Origin of the sequence: Bifidobacterium sp. ESL0745 (genome assembly GCF_029433335.1) — a bacterium.
GTDB lineage: Bacteria > Actinomycetota > Actinomycetes > Actinomycetales > Bifidobacteriaceae > Bifidobacterium.
The window spans coordinates 1,555,060-1,576,079 of record NZ_JAQTHX010000001.1; the positions used below are offsets into that span (position 1 = coordinate 1,555,060).

Genomic DNA, 21,020 nt, shown 5'->3' on the forward strand with positions numbered 1-21,020 from the left:
ATCAGCTGGCCTTCTTCACTGCAGAAGGAGCGTTGCCACGCAATTCATCCTCATCAAAGGCCCTCGCGAACGGAAGATTGCATTTCTCACCGGAGACAGGATTGATGACTTTGATTGTGCTCGCATCAGCGTCACCACTGACCCCGCCAATAAGCGAGGCGATAGCGACCACTTGCGCACCCTCATGCTCAACGACGCTGAAATCAAGGCTCAGCTCATTGCCATTACGTAGGGTGACCAACGACGAAGTCTGCACATACGACTTTTCGGAAAGCCAGGAATCCAAAAGAACCACACGCTTACCGGAAATCGACGGACCCTTAATCGATGGATAGACGAAATCCATCACGAAGCCGTCAAGTTCACGGCCCCGGACATGGGCAGCGTGCGTCACTGCCGTCACCATCGGCACGGCGGCAGCGGTCAACGCGCCTACGGCATCGAAAGCGTCAAGCGCAAAGCCACGCTTCTCAAGCGTATCAAGCAAGGCGTCGCCAATCAACTCGGCACCAGAATGGTCAAGGCTCACATCGAACAGTTCACTGAAAGGCTTCTTCTCGACCGCTGATTGCAGAAGCACCTGCAATTTGTTTTTGCCCTGCTCGCTGCTTTTGCTGCTCTTGCTTCCACTTCCGCTTTCGCTGTTCTTTCTTTCGCCAGCACTTCTGGCTTCTACCTTAACCTCGCCGCTTGCCTCACTCATTCCTGCTCCTCTGATTCCAGATTCAGCTCGGGCGCGGTCAGCTCATGCACATCGGTCTTGTCGGAATCAACCATCTCGACCGGCTCGATGACCTTGCTCGAATCAATCTTCTGCATTTTACGCGCCGTGACCAACACACGCGATTCCAATGACGAAGCGAAGGCGTTATAAGCCGAAACCGTGCGAGTAATCGAGTGGCCAAGTTTGTTGGCCTTGTCCCCCAGAACCGCGAAGCGTTCATACAGTTCACGCGAAAGGTCAAAGAGCATCTTGGCATCGTCGGTGAGGCTCTGCTGCTGCCAAGCGAAAGCGACCGATTTCAGGACGGCCCACAACGTGACCGGCGAGGTCAGCGCGACCTTCTTGGCGAAGGCATCGTCCATCAATGTGGGGTCGACCTTCAACGCCGCCTCAAGCAAGGCATCGTTGGGGATGAACGCAATGACGAAATCCGGAGTGGTTTCGAAAGCATTCCAATAAGCCTTGTCGCCCAAGGTCTTGACATGCTCACGCAACGCCTTGGCGTGGGCCTGCAGCAATTCGTTACGACGCTTGAGCTCGTCTTCAGGCGCAGTGTCGGGAATCTCGCAGGCACGCTGATAATCGGAATACGGAGCCTTGGCATCGATGGGAATGGTCTTGCCACCGGGCAAATAAACCACCATATCCGGTCGTTGCACACGACCTTCCGGGTCGGTGACCACCACCTGCGTATCGAAATCGACATGCTCCAAAAGCCCTGCGGACTCCACGATGTTGCGCAACTGCGCCTCGCCCCAAGCACCACGCACCTTGTTGTTACGCAACGCGGCGGAAAGCGAACTGGTTTCCTTGTCCAAACGGGTCTGCTGGTCGTTCAGCCCCTTGAGCTGCTGGCCCAAAGCACCCATCTCATGCTTGCGGCCTTCCTCGATCTGGGTGACCTTCTGCTGCAGGGCGTCAAGATTCTTTTGCACGGGCGCGAGCGCCGAAAGCACCTTGCTCTGCTCGGCCATGGCCTTGGCCTGTTCAGCCTGCTTGCGTTCGGCGGCCTGACGCTCCTGTTCCTGTTGCCGCTGCACGCGCGTCTGCTCGGCCTGCTGGGCCTGCGCCAACTGGGATTTGACAAACGCCAGCTGCTGGTTCAAGCCGTCGGATTGCGTGCGGTATTGTGCGGCCTGCGTAGTGAGCTCGCCGACCTGGCGGCGGAGCTCGTCGTTCTGTGCCTTGACTTCTTCAACGTCTTCGTTCTTGACATTCCGCGCAGATTCCTGTCCTTTGGACTTGCCCAGCACGAAACCGGCCACCAGCCCCAGCGCCGCTGCGAGAATGACCAACACGATTGCCACTACAGGATTTTCGAACATATGTTCTATTACACAAGACGCCATGGACGAAGACAGGCCCACAAAACTGTGCGTACATCTCGTGTCAATCGGCGCGTCGATGTGGATATCGAAACAACGAACTGGAATGATGAAAGGGTAATCAAGGAGGAACCGTGGGATTCGACTTATTCATGGGCGGTTTGGCGGTGGTGCTCGCTGCCATGGCCACATGGCTCATTATCCTCTTTTTCCGCTCGCCCACGACGACGCATTCGTCGGTCGAGACCGCGCTTGAAGGGCTGCGGAATCTCAATGCTTCCTCTACTGGTTCGTCATCGCAGATGAACGGAAACCAACTCGATAACACGAGCGATGGTACGCGACGAACCAAGCAAAACAACCAAATCGTACAAGCCGAAACGGGAAAACCCGACCGGACTTCGCAAAACCAAACGAGCGAAGCCGGAAAGACTGAGACTGAAATCTCACGTATTTCGCGGCTGCTGATTCTCGCAATCGTGCTCGCTGTGGTCGTTTTCATCCCCTCGTTGCTCAGCCGTTTTAGCACATCGTTCGTGCCGTCGTGGTTGGTCAACCCTTGGGTGCAGGCCATTTTGACCACACCGACGATGTTTCTGTGCGGGGCTCCGATTCACCGCGAAGGCTGGCACGCACTGAGCCGCCGCACTCCGGATGTCAATTCGCTGATTTCGCTGGGTGCCACAGGCGCTTTTATCTACAGCCTTGCGATTTGCATAGCCCGCGGCCAGTTCCCGGAAGGCTCGCGACACGCTTATTTCGGCGGGGTCAACCTCATCATTGCTCTGGCATTGGCCATCGAGCTGGTCGAACTTCTGATCCTCCGCGATGTCGAGAAATCGCAAGGTTCCGTAGTAGCGGCACAAACTACCGCAACAGATTCGCAGAGTTCCGTTGGTAAAACGAAGAACCCTGCGAATAAAAGCTCGTCAACTTCTCAAGCCACAACCAACATCGGCGCAAACGCCAGTGCCACCGCCCACGCCATCGCCGACCGGGCCTTTACGACGCTGATCAGCGCCGTCAATAAGCTTGCCCATTTCACACGCATTTTCGTGATCACCGTCATCATCATCGCGGTCTGGGCGTTCGCGCTTTTGGTGGCGTTTGGGCCTCAGCCGCGCCTGACATACGCGCTCTTCGGCGGGGTCGGCGTGCTGGTGATCGCCGGCTTCATCCTCGCGATTCTGGCGCTCGTCCTTATTATCAACGGACGCAGAAAAGCGCAACGGGATAACAATTAGCCCAATCAATAATGACTTTATTATTGTCATTATCGTCATTATTGTCGGCAAAGTCTTTCGCCGTTTTTAGAAAATTGGACCGAATTGAAATGTCAGCTGCCACCAATCACCAACTGCTCTAAAAACAACGAAAAGCCAAGCCATCGCATTGCTGCGACAACTCGGCTCTTTTGTGGAACGATAATTATCTATCGATTCTCAATGAATCGGCTGCGAAACGTGTGATTATCTGCGTTCCGCAGCCGGATTCATACCGTCAGATCACTTATCTTCGCGATCCTCGTTCAGCGGATCTTCCGGCATCGTGCTCAGCTCGAGGTGATCGCCGCCGGTCTGGTCAACCAGAACGGTGTCGCCGTCGTGAACCTTGCCGGCAAGCAGCATCTTCGCCATCTGATCGCCGACCTCGGTCTGCACCAGGCGACGCAACGGACGGGCGCCGTAAGCCGGGTCGTAACCAGCATTGGCAAGCCATTCCTTCGCGGCCTTGGTGACGTCGAGCGTGATGCGACGGTCGGTCAGGCGAGACGCAACCTGCTTGACCTGGATGTCCACGATCTCGCCCAGCTCCTCACGGGTGAGCGGATGGAAGATCACCAGCTCGTCGAGACGGTTGAGGAATTCCGGCTTGAAGTGCGCGTGGACAGCGTCCATCACGGCCTTCTTCTTGGCCTCCGCGTCCAAATCAGGCTGCACCAGGAACTGCGAACCGAGGTTCGAAGTCATGATGAGGATCGTGTTCTTGAAGTCCACGGTCCGGCCCTGGCCATCGGTCAGACGACCGTCGTCAAGCACCTGCAGAAGGATGTCGAAGATCTCGGGATTCGCCTTCTCCACCTCGTCGAACAGCACGACGGAGTAAGGACGACGCCGCACGGCCTCGGTCAGCTGGCCACCCTCTTCGTAGCCGACGTAGCCTGGGGCCGCGCCGATCAGACGGGTCACGGAACCCTTTTCCATGTACTCGCTCATATCGATACGCACCATGGCCTTCTCGTCGTCGAAGAGGAAGTCCGCCAACGCCTTGGCGAGCTCCGTCTTGCCCACGCCTGTCGGCCCCAGGAAGAGGAAGGAACCAGTAGGACGATTCGGATCGGAGATGCCGGCACGCGAGCGCCGCACAGCGTCCGAAACCGCCTGGATGGCTTCCTTCTGGCCGATGACGCGCTTGCCCAAGTAACTTTCCATATTGAGGAGCTTCTCGTTCTCACCTTGCATCAGGCGGCCGACGGGGATGCCGGTCCATTCGGAGACGATGCCCGCCACCGAATCGGCATCCACATGGTCGGGGACCATCGGCTCGGTTTCCTCGCCTTTTGCGTTTTCCTCGTCCGCGGCCTGTTCAGCCAAATCGAGCTGCTTGCGAATCGCCGGAATATCGCGGTAAAGGATTTTGCTGGCCTCCTCCAAATCGCCCTCGCGGGTGTACTTGTCGGCCTGCACCTTCTTGGCATCAAGTTGGGCGCGCAGGTCGCCGACCTTGTTGTGGCCGGCCTTTTCCTGATCCCAACGAGCCTTCAGGCCCGAAAGCTTTTCGCGGGTGTCCGCCAAGTCGCTTTGCAGCTTCTTCAGGCGGTCCTTGCTGGCAGGATCCTCAGCTTTCTTGAGCTGCATCTCCTCCATCTCGAGACGGGTCTCGCGACGTTGCAGCTCATCGATTTCCTCGGGCTGCGAATCCAACTCCATGCGCAGATGCGCAGCCGCCTCGTCAACCAAATCGATGGCCTTGTCGGGCAGCTGACGACCGGAAATGTACCGGTTCGAAAGCGTCGCTGCAGCCACGAGCGCATCGTCGCCGATGGTCACCTTGTGATGTGCCTCGTAACGCTGCTTCAGGCCACGCAAGATCGCGATGGTGTCCTCAACGCTCGGCTCGCCGACGAAGACCTGCTGGAAACGACGCTCCAGCGCCGGGTCCTTCTCGATGTTCTCGCGGTATTCGTCCAGCGTGGTCGCACCAATCAGACGGAGCTCACCACGGGCCAGCATGGGCTTGAGCATATTGCCCGCGTCCATGGAACCTTCGGCCGCACCCGCGCCGACGATGGTATGGATCTCGTCGATGAAGGTGATGATCTCGCCGTTCGCGCTCTTGATCTCGTTCAAGACAGACTTCAGGCGTTCCTCGAACTCGCCACGGTACTTCGAACCGGCCACCATCGAGCCCAAGTCAAGGCTGATGAGCTTCTTGTTCTGCAAGGTCGTAGGCACATCGCCCGCCACGATACGTTCCGCAAGGCCTTCGACGACGGCGGTCTTGCCGACGCCAGGCTCGCCGATCAGCACCGGGTTGTTCTTGGTACGGCGGGAAAGAATCTGAATGACGCGGCGAATCTCCTGATCGCGGCCGATCACCGGGTCAAGCTTGCCTTCCTTCGCCTGCGCAGTCAAGTCGGTGGAGTACTTCTCCAGCGCCTTGTAGCTGCCTTCGGCGTCCGGGCTGGTCACTTTCGCGCCGCCACGCACGCTCGGAACGGCCTTGCGCAAGGCTTCCGGGGTCACGCCGTTGTTCTTCAAGATCGTCGCGCTCTCGTTGGGTGCACTCGCTGCGATGCCGATGAGCAGATGTTCGGTGGAGACGTATTCGTCACCCATCTTCTGCATTTCCTTCTCGGCCTGAGCCAACGCGGCCGTCAACTGGCGACTCGCCTGCGGCTGCGAGGTCGAAGACCCGCTCGCGCTCGGCAACGCGACCAACGCGTTGCGCACCGCGGCGCCAATCGCCTTCGGGTCGCCGCCCGCGGCACTGATCAGCCCCGTGACCACGCTGTTTTCCTGACGCAGCAACGCATCCATCAGATGCAAAGTATCAACCTGCGGATTGCCCGCAGCCGACGCGCTTTGAATCGCGTCTCCGATGGCTTCCTGAGCCATGGTCGTAAATTGTTGTTCCATGTGTTCCTCCGTTTGTTCGCCCTGTTCCTTCGTGAATCGTTGGAATTCAAGGCATAATTCAATATCTGCTTAGTACAACCGCAAACAGAGAAGTTCTATTCCCAAAACTTGAGTCCATTCGACTCAACTTTTAGACCTCTTTGTCTAGTTCGTTGCCCCCATCAACACTTTAAGCCAATAAACAAGCCGATATGCCGGCGAATTTATTTACGGGAATTTGTATCGATTCCCAACACCTTACAAAGCAGACAGGAGGGCGATGACAGTTATCATGATATGTAATATATCAATCAGATGGACCATACAGCAAACCGGCCGACGCCCCCCGACCGGCCTGTTTGATACGAATGTCGTATGGCTATTACCCAAAATGAACATTTCCCGTTACTGCTCACCCGGACATACTGGTGGATACCGAAACAACGACCCAAATGCGTCATTCCCAGCACCAACCCCGGCATATGCGCTGGAAAAGACGCAATCTGCGTCGCTAAATACGCTTTTTCCAGCATACTAACCCCAATTAATGCTGGAAAAAACGCATAATATACCTACATAACCAAATATCGATAACTCGACTATTCAGCCCTTGACCACCACGTTGCGCAACGAGCCGATGCCTTCGATGTTGACGATGGCCTCGTCGCCCGGCTTCAAACTGCCGTACGCGTTCGGGGTGCCGGTCATGATGACGTCGCCGGGCAGGAGCGTCGCGAAGCTTGAGATCTCGGCAATCTGCTCAGGGATGGAATGAATCAGATCAGCGGTGGTGCCGGAAGCGGCGGGCACATCCTCACCGTTCAGGGTAAAGGAGATCTTCGCATCCTTCCAGTTGAGGTCGGTTTCGACCCACGGGCCGAGCGGGCAGGAGGTGTCGAAGCCCTTGGCGCGGGTCCACATCGGGTCGTCGCCCTGCAGATCGCGCAGCGTCACATCGTTGACGCAGGTGAAGCCGAGCACGTAATCCATGGCCTTCTCGACGGAAACGTTTTTGGCAATGCGGCCCATGACCACGGCCACCTCAGGCTCGAAGTTCATGTCGTTGGAATAGCTCGGTATGACAATTGGATCGTCCGGGCCGATGACGGAAGTGGACGGCTTCATGAAAACGACCATCTCGCTGGGGGCATGCTCGGCGGCGGACTGGCCCTTGCTGTGCATGAATTCGGCGTGAGCCTCGTAGTTTTTGGCCAGGCCGTAAACCTTGGAAGGAATGACCGGCGAGAGCAGACGAATGCCCTCTTCATCGATCAGGTGGCGCTCGCCGGTGGGCTGCACCGGCTGGGAGCCGAAGGGATAGCCGTCAAGCTCGACGAGGTAATCCTTCTTGTCGTTGCTGTCGGTCTGCACGAAGGCATAGTGCGGAACATCGTTATAGGAATAGCGTGCGATTCTCATGCCTTCAGCCTACGCCACTTCCCTGTCTTTGCTCGTCGAGAAGCCGAAATAGCCAGAAAAACAATACCGAATACCGCCAAGCAGAAATTGCAGTGGACACTTGCGCATGCGTCATTTCCAGCACTAACCGACCCACCTGTGCTGGAAAAGACCTAAAACACCCAACCAAATGCGTCATTTCCAGCACTAACTCCGGTATATGTGCTGGAAAAAACGCAATCTGAGTCGCTAAATGCGTCTTTTCCAGCACATTAACCCCACTTAGTGCAGGAAAAGACGCAAATCAATACGGCAACACCTTGCCGCTGACGCTCATTACAGCATTTACCGTCTACTCTGCAATCTGAACCGCCAAACACAAGCCATTATCCACAGCCTGAAAACGCAGTCCTCAGAAAGCATCGCGACGGACGCGGAATTCGAAACCTTCGTTATCGCAAAGCGGGATTTCCGTGGTTTCCACGTGGTCGACGTGACCCCATTGCGGGCCGTGGCCGAGCCGCTCGACGAACGCGGCAACCAACGTTTGGTCACCTTGCGCTTCAACCTCAACCGAGCCGTCGTGGCAGTTGCGCACCCAGCCGGCCACGCCACAGCGCCGCGCCTCGTTGACCGCAAAATAGCGGTAGCCGACGCCTTGCACCATGCCGGTGACCACCGCGCGCACGCGAATCACGCGGCCATTGGTTTTATTCTTGGTTTTGCCTCCACTTGCGCTGTCCCTCATTTTGGTCTGTTCTCTCATCGTCTTCCCCTGAACGTTGATTGACACGCTGAATTATTTTTCGTTACGCTCCGAAATCATTGCAATACAAGCCCATTACAAAACCACCGCGGTTTTACCATATTTCGAAAGTTATTCAGATATCGAAACGCTTGCCATCACCGGATTCCACAACCTCAGATGAACGCACGCTCGCCGAAAATCGCGGTGCCGACGCGCACGATGGTCGAACCTTCCGCAACGGCGTAGTCCATATCGTGGGTCATGCCCATCGAAAGTTCGCGGCATTGCGCGGTTCCGGGCTCGCCGGAGTTGAGAATGGTATCGCGGGTGCCGCGCAGGTGGGCAAAGCCGGCGCGTATCGTCTTTTCGTCGTCGACGTGGGCACCGATGGTCATCAAACCTTGCAATTGCAAGCCTTCGAGAGCAGCGATCTGATAGGCGAGGTCGACCGCATCGTCGGGCTCGCAGCCGGATTTCGAAACCTCTCCGGATTCGTTGACCTCCATCAGCACGCCGACGACGATATGGCGGGCGACGGCGCGACGCGCGATTTTCTGCGCTTCCTCAAGCGAACCGACCGATTCGATGGTGTCGACGTAAGGCAGCACCTTGCCGATCTTGTTGGATTGCAGCTGGCCGATCAGATGGAACGGGATGTGGCCGTTCGGAGCGGCCTGAGCAGCAGCGGAACCGGCGGCATTTTGAGCGTTCACAGCGGCACCGAGCGAAAAACCACGCCCGGCACACTGACGAATCAGGCCCTCGGCCTTGGCGGAGATTTCCTGCGGACGGTTCTCGCCGATCATGCGAACGCCGGCGTCGATGGCCGCCATGATCTCACCGACATCGCGCGTTTTGGTGGCCGCGAGTAGTTTCACCGACCCAGATTCGCGACCGGACGCGGCCTCGGCTTGTGCGATGTCGTCAAGCACGCGATGCACGCCGTCCGTGATTTCCTGGATTCGCGCCTCGTCGATGACCTCGTTGGCGAGATTCTTGTGATCCATATAAGCAGTCATCATTCCCCGCTTCCCACTCGATTTACCGACTCCATATTATGCACGCCCATGTCATCATGCAGAAATAAATGAAAATTAAATTACGATGCCGCCGAAACGGATGATTCACGTCGGCCGCATCTCAGTGCTGGGAAACGGACTCTTAGCGACCACCAGATGCAGTCTCCCAGCACCAACCGGCACTACTGCTGGGAAATGGACTCTGGACACGAATCAAGTGCCGTTTTCCAGCACCAACGTGTATCAAAATGTAAAGGAAACAGCAACTTTAAAAACTTACTGCTGGGAAACGGACTTTCAGCAATCGCCAAGTGCCATTTACCAGCAGTAAATCGCGGCATCGGCAACCTTAAGAACTTGGAGCTGGAAAACGGACTTTAAGCACGAATCAAGTGCTGTTGATCAGCAGCAAAATACGGGCACAGCGTCGAAATGACGAATGTGCCCGTGATTCCTTATTACTAATGATTAATCAGTTCAGGCCGTGAACCGCGCCGGCCAACGAGCGGACGTAATCGGTGACGTAGGGCACCGCGTCCTCGCCATATTTGCCGACCATGTTCACGATAGCCGAACCGACGATGGCGCCGTCCGAATCGGCGGCCATGGTGGCGGCCTGTTCGGGAGTGGAGATGCCGAAACCGATGGCGGCGGGCACGTCGGTGACGGCACGCACCTCGCGCACCATTCCCTTGACGTCGCTGGTGATTTCCTTGCGAACGCCGGTAACACCCAAAGAGCTCACACAATAAATGAAGCCTTTGGCGTCCGAGGCGATGCTGTGGATGCGCTCGTGCGAGGTCGGGGCGATGAGGCTGACCAGATCAAGTCCCTCGGCGTCCAACGGCTCGTCGAACTCCGGCTTTTCCTCGTGTGGCACGTCCGGCAGGATCACGCCGTCGAGCCCGACTTCCGCGGCGCGATGCGCGAAACGCTCGAGGCCGTAGGAATAGAGCACGTTGGCGTAGGTCATGAAGACCATCGGCGTCTCGATTTTGTGGTCGTTACGTAGACGCTCGACCAGTGCGAAGGCATCATCGGTGGTGGTGCCGGCGGCGAGCGCGCGGTTGCTGGCTTCCTGGATGACCGGCCCCTCAGCGGTCGGGTCGGAGAAGGGAACACCCAGCTCGATCAGGTCGGCACCGGCGTCAATCATGGCCGGAACCAGCTTTTCGGTCAGAGCAATCGAGGGATCGCCGACGGTGACAAACGGGATGAAGGCCTTGCGACGACTGCCGTCCGGAGCGGTGAACGCTTCCAAAATACGGGAACGGCGAGTGCCGACACTCTGCCGACGCGACGTATCACCGGCATTGACAGCGCTGGCTTCCATGTTTTGTTGCGGCCGCTGGTTGCCAGTCGCGCCAGCAATATTCGTGGTTTCAGTCATATCAGTTGCATCCTTTCACAACGTTTTCGCCATTCCGCCTGTTTCCATTGGCCGCATCTTTTGTACCGGCCGCGCCATTCACACCGGTCGCCACAAACGCACCGGCCGCGCCATTCGCACCGTTAACCTTGGTTGTTGTCTCAGTCATGAAGATCCTCCCCACGGTAGCGGGCGATGGCCGCCACGTCCTTGTCGCCGCGCCCGGAAAGGGTGACGATGATACTTTGGTCGCGTGAAAGCGTCGGCGCGAGTTTCATGGCGTAGGCCACGGCGTGCGCGCTTTCGATGGCCGGAATGATGCCCTCGGTGCGGCTCAGGTATTCGAAGGCGTCGACCGCCTCGTCGTCGGTGATGGCGACGTATTGGGCGCGTCCGGAATCCTTCAGCGCCGCGTGCTCCGGGCCGACGCCCGGGTAGTCAAGACCGGCGGAAATGGTGTAGACCGGCGCGATCTGGCCGTATTCGTTCTGGCAGAAGTAGCTCTTCATGCCATGGAAGATGCCGAGCGAGCCGGTGTTCATGGTCGCCGCCGTCTCCTTGGTATCGATGCCGCGGCCGGCCGCCTCGCAGCCGATGAGTTGCACGTCCTTGTCGTTGATGAAGTTGTAGAAGCTGCCGATGGCGTTGGAACCGCCGCCGACGCACGCGATCACGGCGGCCGGAAGCTTGCCTTCGTCGGCGAGAATCTGCTCGCGGGCTTCCTTGGAGATGACGGACTGGAAGTCGCGCACCATCGTCGGGAAGGGGTGCGGGCCCATGCACGAACCGAGGCAGTAATGGGTGTCGGAAATGCGGCGCGTCCATTCACGGAAGGTCTCGGAAACCGCGTCCTTAAGCGTTCCAGTGCCGCTGGTGACGCCGCGCACTTCCGCGCCCAAGAGACGCATGCGGTAGACGTTCAGCGCCTGGCGTTCCATATCGACCTGGCCCATGTAGACCACGCATTCCATGCCGAAAAGCGCCGCGACGGTGGCCGTGGCCACGCCGTGCTGGCCCGCGCCAGTTTCGGCGATGAGGCGGGTCTTGCCCATGCGCTTGGCGAGCAGCGCCTGGCCGAGCACGTTGTTGATCTTGTGCGCACCAGTATGGTTCAGGTCCTCGCGCTTGAGGTACACCTTCGCGCCGCCAAGGTCCTTGGTCATATTGTCTGCGTAATACAACAGCGACGGACGACCGGCGTACTTCTTCTCGAGGTCGTCGAGTTCGGCGAGGAAGTCGGGATCATTTTTGTAATGATTGTAGGCCTCCTCCAGCTCGTTGACAGCGCCCATCAGCGTCTCCGGGATGTACTGACCCCCGTGGATGCCGAAGCGCCCCTTTGAATTGGGCGAATTGGTCATGAGATTGCTCCTTTTATATAACAGTTGGTTTTAAATTTTAAGTTTTATTATCACAAAATGTTTGAAACGTCTCGAACGGCTTTGACGGCAGCAAACATCTTGGCCGGGTCCTTGAGCCGGTCGGTTTCGACACCCGAACTCATATCGACGCCGAACGGGTGCGTTGCGCGGATGGCTTCGGCCACATTGTCCGAGGTGAGACCGCCGGCCAGCATGAATGGACGATTGACATCACGAACGAGTGACCAGTCAAAAGTTTTTCCGTCGCCCGCACCGGCGTCAAGCAGCACCATATCGGCCGACGATTCGACGGCACAAGCCACATCCAATGCCTCGCGCACCTTGAACGCCTGCATGATCGGCAGTGTCGAAAGCTCGCGCAATTCGGCGAGATAATCCTCGTCCTCGTGCCCATGAAGCTGAACCACGTCGAGATCGGCGTCGTTTGCAATCGCGGCCACACGCTCGGCTGGCTCGTCAACAAACACGCCTACCGCAGTCGGCGGGTTCACACCGGTTTCACGGGCCTGGGCCTTCATATATCGAACCAGTTCGGCCACACGCTCTGGCGTTATCGAGCGGTGAGATTTCGGAAAATCTATGATGAATCCGACGGCATCGGTACCGGCCGCCAAGGCAGCGTCCATATCCTGCTCACGTTTCAGCCCGCAAAGCTTGACTTTATAAACGTTTGTGGCATCCGCATTTGCAGTGTCATTGGCCGAAAACGCATTGTCCGAAATGGCATCGGAAACAATGGCGTCATCTTCAAATGGCACACGATTATCGGACGATTCCGAAGACGCGGCTCGGGCCGAGGATACCGAATTACTCATCGCGTTACCTCTGGTTCTCTGCCACGAATAACTCACAGCTGAGCGAACTACCAGCGCTACGACCAGCACGAAAACCGGTAAGTGCCGTTTCAATGGTTGCTGTCGGATTATTCATCATGTCGCCTCCTACTTTTCAGCCGCGGCAGCGCTGCTGGCCGGATCTCCGCGAAGCTCGGCGAGCGCTGCGGTCTTGTCGAGAGAACGCATCAGCGTTTCGCCGATGAGCACCGCGTCGACGCCGGCAGCCTCGAGTTCGGCGACGTCGGCACGAGTGGCCACGCCGGACTCCGAAACGAAAACACGATCCGGGCCGACGGTGGGGCGCAGCTTGATGCTGTGGTCGAAGTCGACGTCGAAAGTGCGCAGGTCGCGGTTGTTGACGCCGACCACGCGGGCGCCGGCGGCGATCGCACGCGGCACCTCGTCGGGCTGGTAGGCCTCCACCAAAGCACTCATGCCAAGCTCGTGCGCGAGCGCGGTGTAGTCCGCGAGCTGCTGATCATCCAGAATCGAGCAAATCAGCAGCACGGCCGAGGCACCACAGGCACGGGCCTGATAGATCATGTATTCGTCGACGATGAAATCCTTGCGCAGCACCGGGATGTCGACCGCCGCCGCGACCTGGCGCAAGTGCTCGTCGGAGCCCTTGAACCACGTCGGCTCGGTCAGGCAGCTGATGGCCGCCGCTCCGGCCTTTTCGTAGTCACGGGCGATGTCGAGGTAGGGATAGTCCTGCGCGATGATGCCTTTGCTGGGAGAGGCCTTCTTGAGCTCACAAATGAAGCTCATGCCAGGAGCCTTCAGCGCGCGCTCGAACGGGAATGCCGCATCGCCGTTCTCCCCTGCCGCGACCTTTCGCGAGGCCTCTTCGCGAGCCAAAGCCTCGACCTTGCTCTGCGTGGTTTGCGCCTTTTCTTCGGACACACGCTCGCAGGTCTTGGCGGCGATGCGCTGCAGGATATTTTCGGAATCAGCCATTACCTTTGCACTTTCCTCTCGTTGATTTCAACGGTCATACATCCGCAAACCACTGCATTACATCGAGCAATTCGTTTGGAATCCGTTGCCATTTCAACTTTTATCGTCACTATCAGCGGCAGGAAGTTCACGAACGCACGAAGCAATGTCAGCTACAAACGACAAGTTCGTGAACTTCCGGCCACGTTTCAGTCCTTATTTATCAGCGTCAGCCTTGGCGAACGCCTGCGAACCGGCGACGAAGGTGTCGAGCGTCTTCATCGCGGCACCGGAGTCGATCTGCTTGCGGGCGATTTCCACGCCTTGCCCGATGGACGAGGCGACGCCGCAAACATACAGCGCGCAAGCGGCGTTGAACAGCGCGGCTTCGAGCTTCGGACCTTTCTCCTTGCCACTCAGGATGGCGCGGGTAATCTCAGCGTTCTGTGGCGGGGTGGCGCCGAGCAGGTCGCTCTTCTGGCAACGGGTCAGGCCGAACTCTTCCGGCGTCAACGTCATCGGATGGTATTCGCCGTCGCGCAGCTCACAGGCCGCGGTTTCGGCGGAAAGCGAGACCTCGTCCATCTTGTCGCGGCCGTAGACCACCAGCGCGCGCTTGACGCCGAGGCTCTCGAGCACGTGAGCGATGGGTTCCACGAGGTACTCGTCATAGACGCCGAGCAGGAAGTACTCGGGACGCGCGGGGTTGGTGAGCGGCCCGAGAATGTTGAAGACGGTGCGGAAACCGAGTTCCTTGCGGATCGGGCCGACGTAGCGCATCGCGGTGTGGTAACGCTGGGCGAAGAGGAAGGTGAAGTTGTCCTTATCGAGCAGGTCGACCGCTTCTTCCGGCGACAGCGAGATGTTTGCGCCGAGGGCTTCGAGGCAGTCGGCGGTGCCACACTGCGAGCTGGCTGCGCGGTTGCCATGCTTGGTCACCTTGGCGCCGGCGGCCGCCGAAATCAGTGCCGCGGTGGTGGAGATGTTGAAGGTGTTGGCGCCGTCACCGCCGGTGCCGACGATATCGATCGTCTCGATGCCGGGGTGTGGTACAGGGGTGGCCAGTTCACGCATGGCCGCCGCACAGCCTGCGATCTCATCGATGGTCTCGGCCTTGGTCGACTTGGTGGAAAGCGCCGCGAGGAAGGCCGCGTTCTGGGTCGGCGTCGATTTGCCGCCCATGATTTCCTTCATCGCCTGATAGGCCTCGTCGTAGGTGAGGTCGTGCTTGTTGACGATTTTGACGATTGCTTCACTGATCATTGTGATTTCCTTTGATTGATTGGTTAATAATTTTTGTTTCGATTTGATAATTACTTGATAATAAAATTCAAAGATCTATGCTCAATTGCCGAACCTTTCGACAACACCGATGAAATTCTTGAGAATCTGCCCGCCGAGCGGGGTCAAGATGCTTTCTGGATGGAATTGGACGCCGAACGTCGGGTCGGCGGCGTGAGCCACGGCCATAATTTCGTCGGTTCCATCGGTTCGGGCGACGACGCGCAACGTATCCGGCAACGTCGCCTTGTCGGCCTCAAGCGAGTGGTACCGCGCAGCCTGAATCCGCGAGGGCATGCCGGCGAAAAGCGGGCAGTCGTTGTCAAGTTCGACCGGCGAGGCCTTGCCGTGCATGAGTTCGGCGGCGGGAACGACCTTGCCGCCCAGCGCCTCGCAGATGGCCTGATGGCCGAGGCAGACGCCCAGAATCGGCACCGTCCCGGAAAGCTTATGCACCACATCCTCGCAGATTCCGGCGTCCACAGGCTTGCCCGGACCCGGCGAAAGGACGATGCCGTCGGAACCCAGCGCGGCGAGACCGGCGACGTCGAGGTCGTCGTTACGCACCACGTTGACGTCCGGCTCGATGGAACCGATGAGCTGGTAAAGATTGTAGGAGAAGCTGTCGTAGTTGTCGACGATGGTGATCATGCGATGCCTCCAGAGATTGCGTTGCTGCCCTCGAAACGGCAGCTTGCGTCGATTTCGTTGATTTGAACGACCGTGCTGGCTTCATTGATGGTGATCATGCGATGCCTCCGTTCGCTTGATTGATGGCGTCCACGACGGCGAGCGCCTTATTGCGGCATTCCTCGAATTCCTTGTCGGGGTTGGAATCGGCGACGATGCCCGCGCCGGATTGCACGCAGACCTTGCCGTTGTGCTTGAAGGCCAGACGGATGCCGATGCAGGTGTCGAGGTTGCCGGAAAAGTCGAGGTAGCCGATGGCCCCACCGTAGATGTCGCGCGGGGAATCCTCGAGTTCCGCGATGATCTGGCAGGCGCGGATTTTCGGCGCTCCGGAAAGCGTTCCGGCCGGAAGCACCGCATCGATGACATCCAGCGCGTCCTTGCCGTCGGCAAGTTGACCGGCGACCGTGGAACCGATATGCATGACATGTGAGAACCGCAGGATATCGTGCAGCCGCTCGACTTCAACGCTGCCGAGTTTGGAGACGCGGCCGATGTCGTTGCGCCCGAGATCGACCAGCATGTTGTGCTCGGCCAGTTCCTTTTCGTCGCTCAGCAGGTCCTGCTCGATCAGCTTGTCCTCTTCCGGCGTCGCGCCGCGCGGACGGGTTCCAGCGAGCGGGTAGGTCAGCAGCTTGCCATCTTCGAGGCGCACCAACGTCTCGGGCGAGGCGGCGGCGATTTCGATGTCGTCGCTGGACATGAAGACCATGTAGGGGCTCGGGTTTTCGGCACGCATAAGCCTGTAGGCGTCGAAAAGGCTGCCGGAAGCCGAAGCCACGCTGGGGTTGGAGAGCACGACCTGGAAGATGTCGCCGGCATAGATATGTTCCTTGGCCTTCTCAATCATCTTGCCGTATTGTTCACGATTGAGCGTCAGCTGCAGTGGTCCGTCAAGTTCCAGCGGCTTGAAATCGTAACGCTTGCCGTTCTCGAGAATCTGTTGCATTTGCTCGATTTGCGTAACCGCGCGCTCGTAGGAGGCGTCCACATCGTTGGTGTCGACGCCGGCGATGAGCTGCAGGCGCTGGCGGTAGGAATCGAAGGAAATGAGCTGGTCGAACAGCATCAGGTCGACGTCGGGCAACGCCTTGGGGTCGCGGGTCGCCTGCCGCAATGTCGGCTCGGCGTAGGCGAAATAACCGAAGGAGAAGTAGCCGACCAAACCGCCGGCGAACGGCGGGAACCCTTCAAACCGAGGGCTGGAATATTGGGCGAGTACCTTGCGGATCGCGTCGCTGGGATGATCGACGCGCTTGTGCTCGACCACAACGTCATCGGCGTCCGAGCCGGCGGGGGCGACGCGCTTGATTCTCAAATCGCCGGCCTTGCAGGTCAGTTCCAGCGTCGGCGCGAATCCGAGGAAGCTGTAGCGACCCATGCGCTGGTCGGCCTCGGCGCTTTCCAGCAGGAAGCAATGATTGGAAGCGGCACGCACCCGGCGCATGGCCTCGATGGCGGTCAGGCGATCGGCAAGCAGTTCGCGCATCACCGGGATACGACGGTATTGACCGGTTTTCGCCAATTCGCGCACTTCGTCAAGCGTCGGCCGAATGCCCGCGTACCGCTTTTCGTCCGCAGCGCCTCGCACGGCAGCATTGCCGTTCGAGCCCACCGTAGCATCCGCACTCATGGTCATCATGGGCACCTCCCGGAGGCCTTCGCCTCATTTTGGGACTAAAAAAGCCCGTCCCAGCTGTCAATTACAGCCAAGGACGAGCGAATATATGCCCGCGGTGCCACCTTGGTTCACGGTTTCCCGTGCCCTTATGAAACGCCAACACGTTTCCGGCAACTGACGTATGCCTTACGTCGCAGCCTCATGACCGGAAAATCCAGCCAATCGGTGCGCCCTCAGCGGCCCACTCAACGGTTCGCATCTCGTCCCGGCTCTCACCATCCCAGGCTCGCTCATCGCGCGTTTCCGTCTACTTCCCCGCTTCATCGGTTTGTAGTGTTTAATTATTGCTGCTTACGCTACACGTTCGTTTTTGCGCCTGTCAAATTCACTGGTCCAATCGGGGTGAAGAATACGGTCGGATTTGTCGGCACGAATCGCGTCAAAAGTAAAGCATTGCAAGGCTTCCTGCGCACTCATCGCAATCGGCTTGGAAGCGTCCGGCATGTGGACATTGTGCGATTGACGAACGCCAAGCAGCCACGCACAATAGCCGATGATCTGCTCCGGCTTGACCCCGTCCGCACGCAAGGTGCCGATATCAAGCGAATGTTTGCGCTTGGCCAAACGCGTCCCGGTCGGGTCGTCGATCAACGGCAGGTGCATGTAAGCGGGATATTCCGCAGTTTCATTGACCTGACAAGTCGGGGAATTATTCAATCTCGATAGATTACGATTATCTATGCGTCGAACATTATCCGATTTTGGACAATTACGGTTATCTATCGGCTGGCAATCATTCGTTCTTAAAGTGTTACGATTACCTTCATATCGATTATCCGTCCCGATGAGATCATTACTGGTGCCGACCCCGTATTTCGCGGCAAAACCAGAAGCGATCAAGGCACGCCTAATCCAAATCTGCAGCGCCGTGGAACGCAGGAGATCACGGCCGCGAACGATGTCGTTGACGCCCATCAGCAGGTCATCGACCACCACCGCAAGCTGGTAGGAGAAGATGCCGTCGGAGCGGCGAATCACGGTATCGCCGACTTCTCGCGGCAAATCGAAACGTTGTCTGCCGAATATCCGGTCATCAAATGTGACGATACTTTCGGGCGCACCTTCCGGCGGCACTGCTATACGTAACGAATGCCGGGCTCCTGCTTCCAAACGCGAGCGCACCTCATCGGGGTGTTCGGCCAACAGTTTCCGGCATGTTCCCGGATAGATCAGGAACCGATCGCCCTCCTGCGGTGCCGAAGCAACACGCAAGTCGGCACGCGAGCAAAAACAGGGATAGACCAGCGGGAAATCAGCGAATGGCAACGAGCCGTTTGACGATAATGCACTTCCCCCGGCACGCCGACGCTTAATGCCACCTTGAACCGTTTTGCCAGACAACGAATCATAGCCATCCGACGAAGTTGAGGAACCGTCAAAACTTTCAGAACCATCGACTCCCGAATCGTGCATATCTGCGCAGATAACGGTATCCAAATCTATGGATTCCAGCGAATGCAAGGCCTCCTCGTAGATATCCGTGCGCTGCGACTGATAAACCGGCCCGCCGTCCCAATCCAGACCGAGCCAGTGCAGATCGTCCATGATCCATTTGTCGGCGTCCTTCAGAGCGCGAGGTCCATCGACGTCCTCGATGCGCAGGAGTACTTTGCCTGATCCGCCACCAGCATATGCGGAAAGCCACGCAGCCAGCATCGCGTAGACATTGCCGATGTGCATGCGACCAGAAGGTGTGGGTGCGAAGCGACCAATCCGCCCGCTCATCGCACCCACAGCTCGGGATCGGTCGGCCACTCGTTGGGCGTGCAGCCACGCAGGTTCATCGACTGTTCCTGCATAAGCGGCGCCGGCGCGCCTGGGGCGGGGCACGAAGGATCGTTGTCGAAATGGCCGAGGCGATGGCCGGTTTCGTGGTTGATGACCATCACGCGGTAACGGTCGATGCCCATACCGGCGGCCAACAACTGCGGAGTGGCGCCGTTGAACCGGTCGATGTTGATGACCACGTCATTGCCCACGCAGCAGCTGTAGTTGTTGGAGCAGGTCGGCGAGAACGTTTTCATCTGCGAGGCCTGCGAAAGGTAGACCGTGAAATCGCAACGGCTGGAATTCGCGCTATACGCGAAGGTCGCGCCGGCGCGAGGCCAGCCACGTTGATCGTTCAATGTGCGGAACACCGTGTTTTCGAACGACTGTAATACATCATTGCCACCGACATCGCCCCTGCTGGCCACGCAATAGGAATACTGGCGGTTCGGCTTGCCGCTGGCGGCAGCCGTCGTTTGGGCCTTGGCGAGAATGTCAGTGCGCTCGCGGTCGGTCAACGTCTTCTGCTGGTCCGCTTTCGCAGAATCGGCCTTGGGTGGCTTAGCTTTTTTGCTAACGCTCGACTTGCTCGATTTCGATTGCTTCGACTGTTTTGATTGCGAGGAAACCTGCGACGAGCCTTGCGCCGACTTGGAATTATCACGATGGTTAGCGGACGACGCCAGCGCCCTGCAGCCGAAGACGATGGCGATGATGACCACCACGGCCACCACCAGCGCGGCGATGCGGCGCGCCTGGTAGACGGATTTGGAAACCGGACGCGAAGCCGTATCGCCCGATTGTTCTGCCGAAACCTTCGGCGTGGAGCTTTCGGAGGTTTTGGAACCGAGCACGGAACCGATGAACCCTTGCGAAATCGCGGAATCATCGAATTTGTTATCGTCTTTATGGCTTTCAGCGCCAACCGACGCCTTCCGCTGCGATGAGCCGCCTATATCTGCGGACCCGTCTGATCCGATCGGAGCTTTAGCCTGGCCAAATCCCAGAAAATCGCGGATAGAATCGAAACAACGTCGTGCAACGCGACCGAAGCCTCGCGCCGCAACAAGCAGGGCCTTGCCCAGCCAATGCAGGCAGACACGAACGACCTTCAGCATGTTTTCGGCCAACGCAGACACATTCAACTTGTCTTTTGCATCGTTCCTTACCGCCGCGGGGGCCTTTGGCTTGCCCCTTGAATCATTCCCAGCCGCGACATGAGCTTCCGACTTGCTCTTTGCATTCTTCCTGTCCGACGCAGACGCCACGGGACCATTCTTTGAATTGCCCCTGGTATTGGCCGGCGGCACAGGAGGCGATTTACGTCCGTCTTTTGGCGTCTTTTCAGCTTTTGCCGCCGAACGCGCCTTAGTACCCTTCACAGGCGCCGCTGAACCATTCTTCGAATTGTTCTCGGTACCGATCGGCGGTTTAGGTGGCGGATCAAGCTTGCCTTTTACCGTCTTTGCAGCCTTGGCACCCTTGGCTGGCACCGCAGGCTTGTCCTTCGGCTTTTTGTTCCGCGGAGCTTGTGCACCCGGCCGTTGCTCACCTGTCACATCGTCTCCCGCCTCAGGCATCAATCACTATGGGGTCAATGATAGAGATTCTTGGTGACGAGAAAACTCGTACGACACCGATTTCTCAAAATCTGCAAGTACCTATCACCACGCAGCCAAGCTCGACACACCGCCTTGCGCAATTTCCACAGCGTATGTATACTGTTCTCTTGGCTCTTGTAGTTTT

At 58.0% G+C, this 21,020-nt stretch carries 17 protein-coding genes; 1 reads left to right on the forward strand and 16 read right to left on the reverse strand.

Annotated elements, in window-relative coordinates; all coding sequences use genetic code 11:
* Window position 1 precedes the first annotated feature (1 nt).
* A complete protein-coding gene (locus tag PT275_RS06105; protein ID WP_277153290.1) occupies window positions 2–703 on the reverse strand; it encodes an orotate phosphoribosyltransferase in 702 nt (233 codons plus the stop codon).
* Window positions 700–2,049 carry a DNA recombination protein RmuC gene (gene rmuC / locus PT275_RS06110; RefSeq protein ID WP_277153291.1) on the reverse strand — a complete coding sequence of 450 codons (1,350 nt, stop codon included), beginning with the start codon at window positions 2,047–2,049 and terminating at the stop codon, window positions 700–702. The genes PT275_RS06105 and rmuC overlap by 4 nt, the downstream gene beginning before the upstream one ends.
* Window positions 2,050–2,183: 134 nt before the next feature.
* Between rmuC and PT275_RS06115 the strand changes: the two genes are divergently transcribed.
* Window positions 2,184–3,293 carry a hypothetical protein gene (locus PT275_RS06115; RefSeq protein ID WP_277153293.1) on the forward strand — a complete coding sequence of 370 codons (1,110 nt, stop codon included), beginning with the start codon at window positions 2,184–2,186 and terminating at the stop codon, window positions 3,291–3,293.
* Between the two features lie 261 nt (window positions 3,294–3,554).
* Here the strand turns inward: PT275_RS06115 and clpB are convergent, their stop codons facing one another.
* The 14 genes from clpB to PT275_RS06185 all read right to left on the reverse strand — a co-directional run bounded on the left by clpB (window position 3,555) and on the right by PT275_RS06185 (window position 20,833).
* Complete coding sequence (gene clpB / locus PT275_RS06120) at window positions 3,555–6,188, reverse strand: ATP-dependent chaperone ClpB (protein WP_277153295.1); 2,634 nt, start codon at window positions 6,186–6,188, stop codon at window positions 3,555–3,557.
* A gap of 582 nt (window positions 6,189–6,770) precedes the next feature.
* Entirely contained in the window at window positions 6,771–7,586 is an 816-nt protein-coding gene (locus tag PT275_RS06125) for a fumarylacetoacetate hydrolase family protein (RefSeq protein WP_277153297.1), read from the reverse strand.
* A 391-nt stretch (window positions 7,587–7,977) separates the two neighbouring features.
* On the reverse strand, window positions 7,978–8,313 hold the full coding sequence (locus PT275_RS06130) for an acylphosphatase (protein ID WP_277153684.1): 336 nt from the start codon (window positions 8,311–8,313) through the stop codon (window positions 7,978–7,980).
* 173 nt (window positions 8,314–8,486) lie between these two features.
* A complete protein-coding gene (locus PT275_RS06135; RefSeq protein WP_277153685.1) occupies window positions 8,487–9,332 on the reverse strand; it encodes a YggS family pyridoxal phosphate-dependent enzyme in 846 nt (281 codons plus the stop codon).
* 472 nt (window positions 9,333–9,804) lie between these two features.
* Window positions 9,805–10,722, reverse strand: a complete 918-nt coding sequence (gene trpA / locus PT275_RS06140) for a tryptophan synthase subunit alpha (RefSeq protein WP_277153299.1) — start codon at window positions 10,720–10,722, stop codon at window positions 9,805–9,807.
* Window position 10,723: 1 nt separating this feature from the next.
* Window positions 10,724–10,870: a hypothetical protein gene (locus PT275_RS06145; RefSeq protein WP_277153301.1), complete on the reverse strand. Its 147-nt coding sequence runs from the start codon at window positions 10,868–10,870 to the stop codon at window positions 10,724–10,726.
* Window positions 10,863–12,062: a tryptophan synthase subunit beta gene (gene trpB / locus PT275_RS06150; protein ID WP_277153303.1), complete on the reverse strand. Its 1,200-nt coding sequence runs from the start codon at window positions 12,060–12,062 to the stop codon at window positions 10,863–10,865. The genes PT275_RS06145 and trpB overlap by 8 nt, the downstream gene beginning before the upstream one ends.
* A 50-nt stretch (window positions 12,063–12,112) precedes the next feature.
* A complete protein-coding gene (locus PT275_RS06155; protein WP_277153305.1) occupies window positions 12,113–12,898 on the reverse strand; it encodes a phosphoribosylanthranilate isomerase in 786 nt (261 codons plus the stop codon).
* 126 nt (window positions 12,899–13,024) lie between these two features.
* Window positions 13,025–13,876 carry an indole-3-glycerol phosphate synthase TrpC gene (gene trpC / locus PT275_RS06160; protein ID WP_277153307.1) on the reverse strand — a complete coding sequence of 284 codons (852 nt, stop codon included), beginning with the start codon at window positions 13,874–13,876 and terminating at the stop codon, window positions 13,025–13,027.
* A gap of 195 nt (window positions 13,877–14,071) precedes the next feature.
* Entirely contained in the window at window positions 14,072–15,118 is a 1,047-nt protein-coding gene (gene trpD / locus PT275_RS06165; RefSeq protein WP_277153309.1) for an anthranilate phosphoribosyltransferase, read from the reverse strand.
* A gap of 81 nt (window positions 15,119–15,199) precedes the next feature.
* Window positions 15,200–15,787: an aminodeoxychorismate/anthranilate synthase component II gene (locus PT275_RS06170; protein WP_277153311.1), complete on the reverse strand. Its 588-nt coding sequence runs from the start codon at window positions 15,785–15,787 to the stop codon at window positions 15,200–15,202.
* Window positions 15,788–15,881: 94 nt separating this feature from the next.
* Window positions 15,882–17,468, reverse strand: coding sequence for an anthranilate synthase component I family protein (locus PT275_RS06175; RefSeq protein ID WP_277153312.1), 1,587 nt, complete (start codon window positions 17,466–17,468; stop codon window positions 15,882–15,884).
* A 330-nt stretch (window positions 17,469–17,798) separates the two neighbouring features.
* Window positions 17,799–19,232 (reverse strand): glutamate--tRNA ligase family protein, encoded by a 1,434-nt coding sequence (locus PT275_RS06180; RefSeq protein WP_277153314.1) that lies wholly within the window; start codon window positions 19,230–19,232, stop codon window positions 17,799–17,801.
* Window positions 19,229–20,833, reverse strand: a complete 1,605-nt coding sequence (locus PT275_RS06185) for a DUF3152 domain-containing protein (protein WP_277153316.1) — start codon at window positions 20,831–20,833, stop codon at window positions 19,229–19,231. The genes PT275_RS06180 and PT275_RS06185 overlap by 4 nt, the downstream gene beginning before the upstream one ends.
* Between the last annotated feature and the right edge of the window lie 187 nt (window positions 20,834–21,020).

Bases quoted from the DNA above. Each gene is read 5' to 3' on its own strand.
- PT275_RS06105 (WP_277153290.1), bottom strand. From the start codon at position 703: ATGAGTGAGGCAAGCGGCGAGGTTAAGGTAGAAGCCAGAAGTGCTGGC.
- rmuC (WP_277153291.1), bottom strand. From the start codon at position 2,049: ATGTTCGAAAATCCTGTAGTGGCAATCGTGTTGGTCATTCTCGCAGCG.
- clpB (WP_277153295.1), bottom strand. From the start codon at position 6,188: ATGGAACAACAATTTACGACCATGGCTCAGGAAGCCATCGGAGACGCG.
- PT275_RS06125 (WP_277153297.1), bottom strand. From the start codon at position 7,586: ATGAGAATCGCACGCTATTCCTATAACGATGTTCCGCACTATGCCTTC.
- PT275_RS06130 (WP_277153684.1), bottom strand. From the start codon at position 8,313: ATGAGGGACAGCGCAAGTGGAGGCAAAACCAAGAATAAAACCAATGGC.
- PT275_RS06135 (WP_277153685.1), bottom strand. From the start codon at position 9,332: ATGACTGCTTATATGGATCACAAGAATCTCGCCAACGAGGTCATCGAC.
- trpA (WP_277153299.1), bottom strand. From the start codon at position 10,722: ATGACTGAAACCACGAATATTGCTGGCGCGACTGGCAACCAGCGGCCG.
- PT275_RS06145 (WP_277153301.1), bottom strand. From the start codon at position 10,870: ATGACTGAGACAACAACCAAGGTTAACGGTGCGAATGGCGCGGCCGGT.
- trpB (WP_277153303.1), bottom strand. From the start codon at position 12,062: ATGACCAATTCGCCCAATTCAAAGGGGCGCTTCGGCATCCACGGGGGT.
- PT275_RS06155 (WP_277153305.1), bottom strand. From the start codon at position 12,898: ATGAGTAATTCGGTATCCTCGGCCCGAGCCGCGTCTTCGGAATCGTCC.
- trpC (WP_277153307.1), bottom strand. From the start codon at position 13,876: ATGGCTGATTCCGAAAATATCCTGCAGCGCATCGCCGCCAAGACCTGC.
- trpD (WP_277153309.1), bottom strand. From the start codon at position 15,118: ATGATCAGTGAAGCAATCGTCAAAATCGTCAACAAGCACGACCTCACC.
- PT275_RS06170 (WP_277153311.1), bottom strand. From the start codon at position 15,787: ATGATCACCATCGTCGACAACTACGACAGCTTCTCCTACAATCTTTAC.
- PT275_RS06175 (WP_277153312.1), bottom strand. From the start codon at position 17,468: ATGATGACCATGAGTGCGGATGCTACGGTGGGCTCGAACGGCAATGCT.
- PT275_RS06180 (WP_277153314.1), bottom strand. From the start codon at position 19,232: ATGAGCGGGCGGATTGGTCGCTTCGCACCCACACCTTCTGGTCGCATG.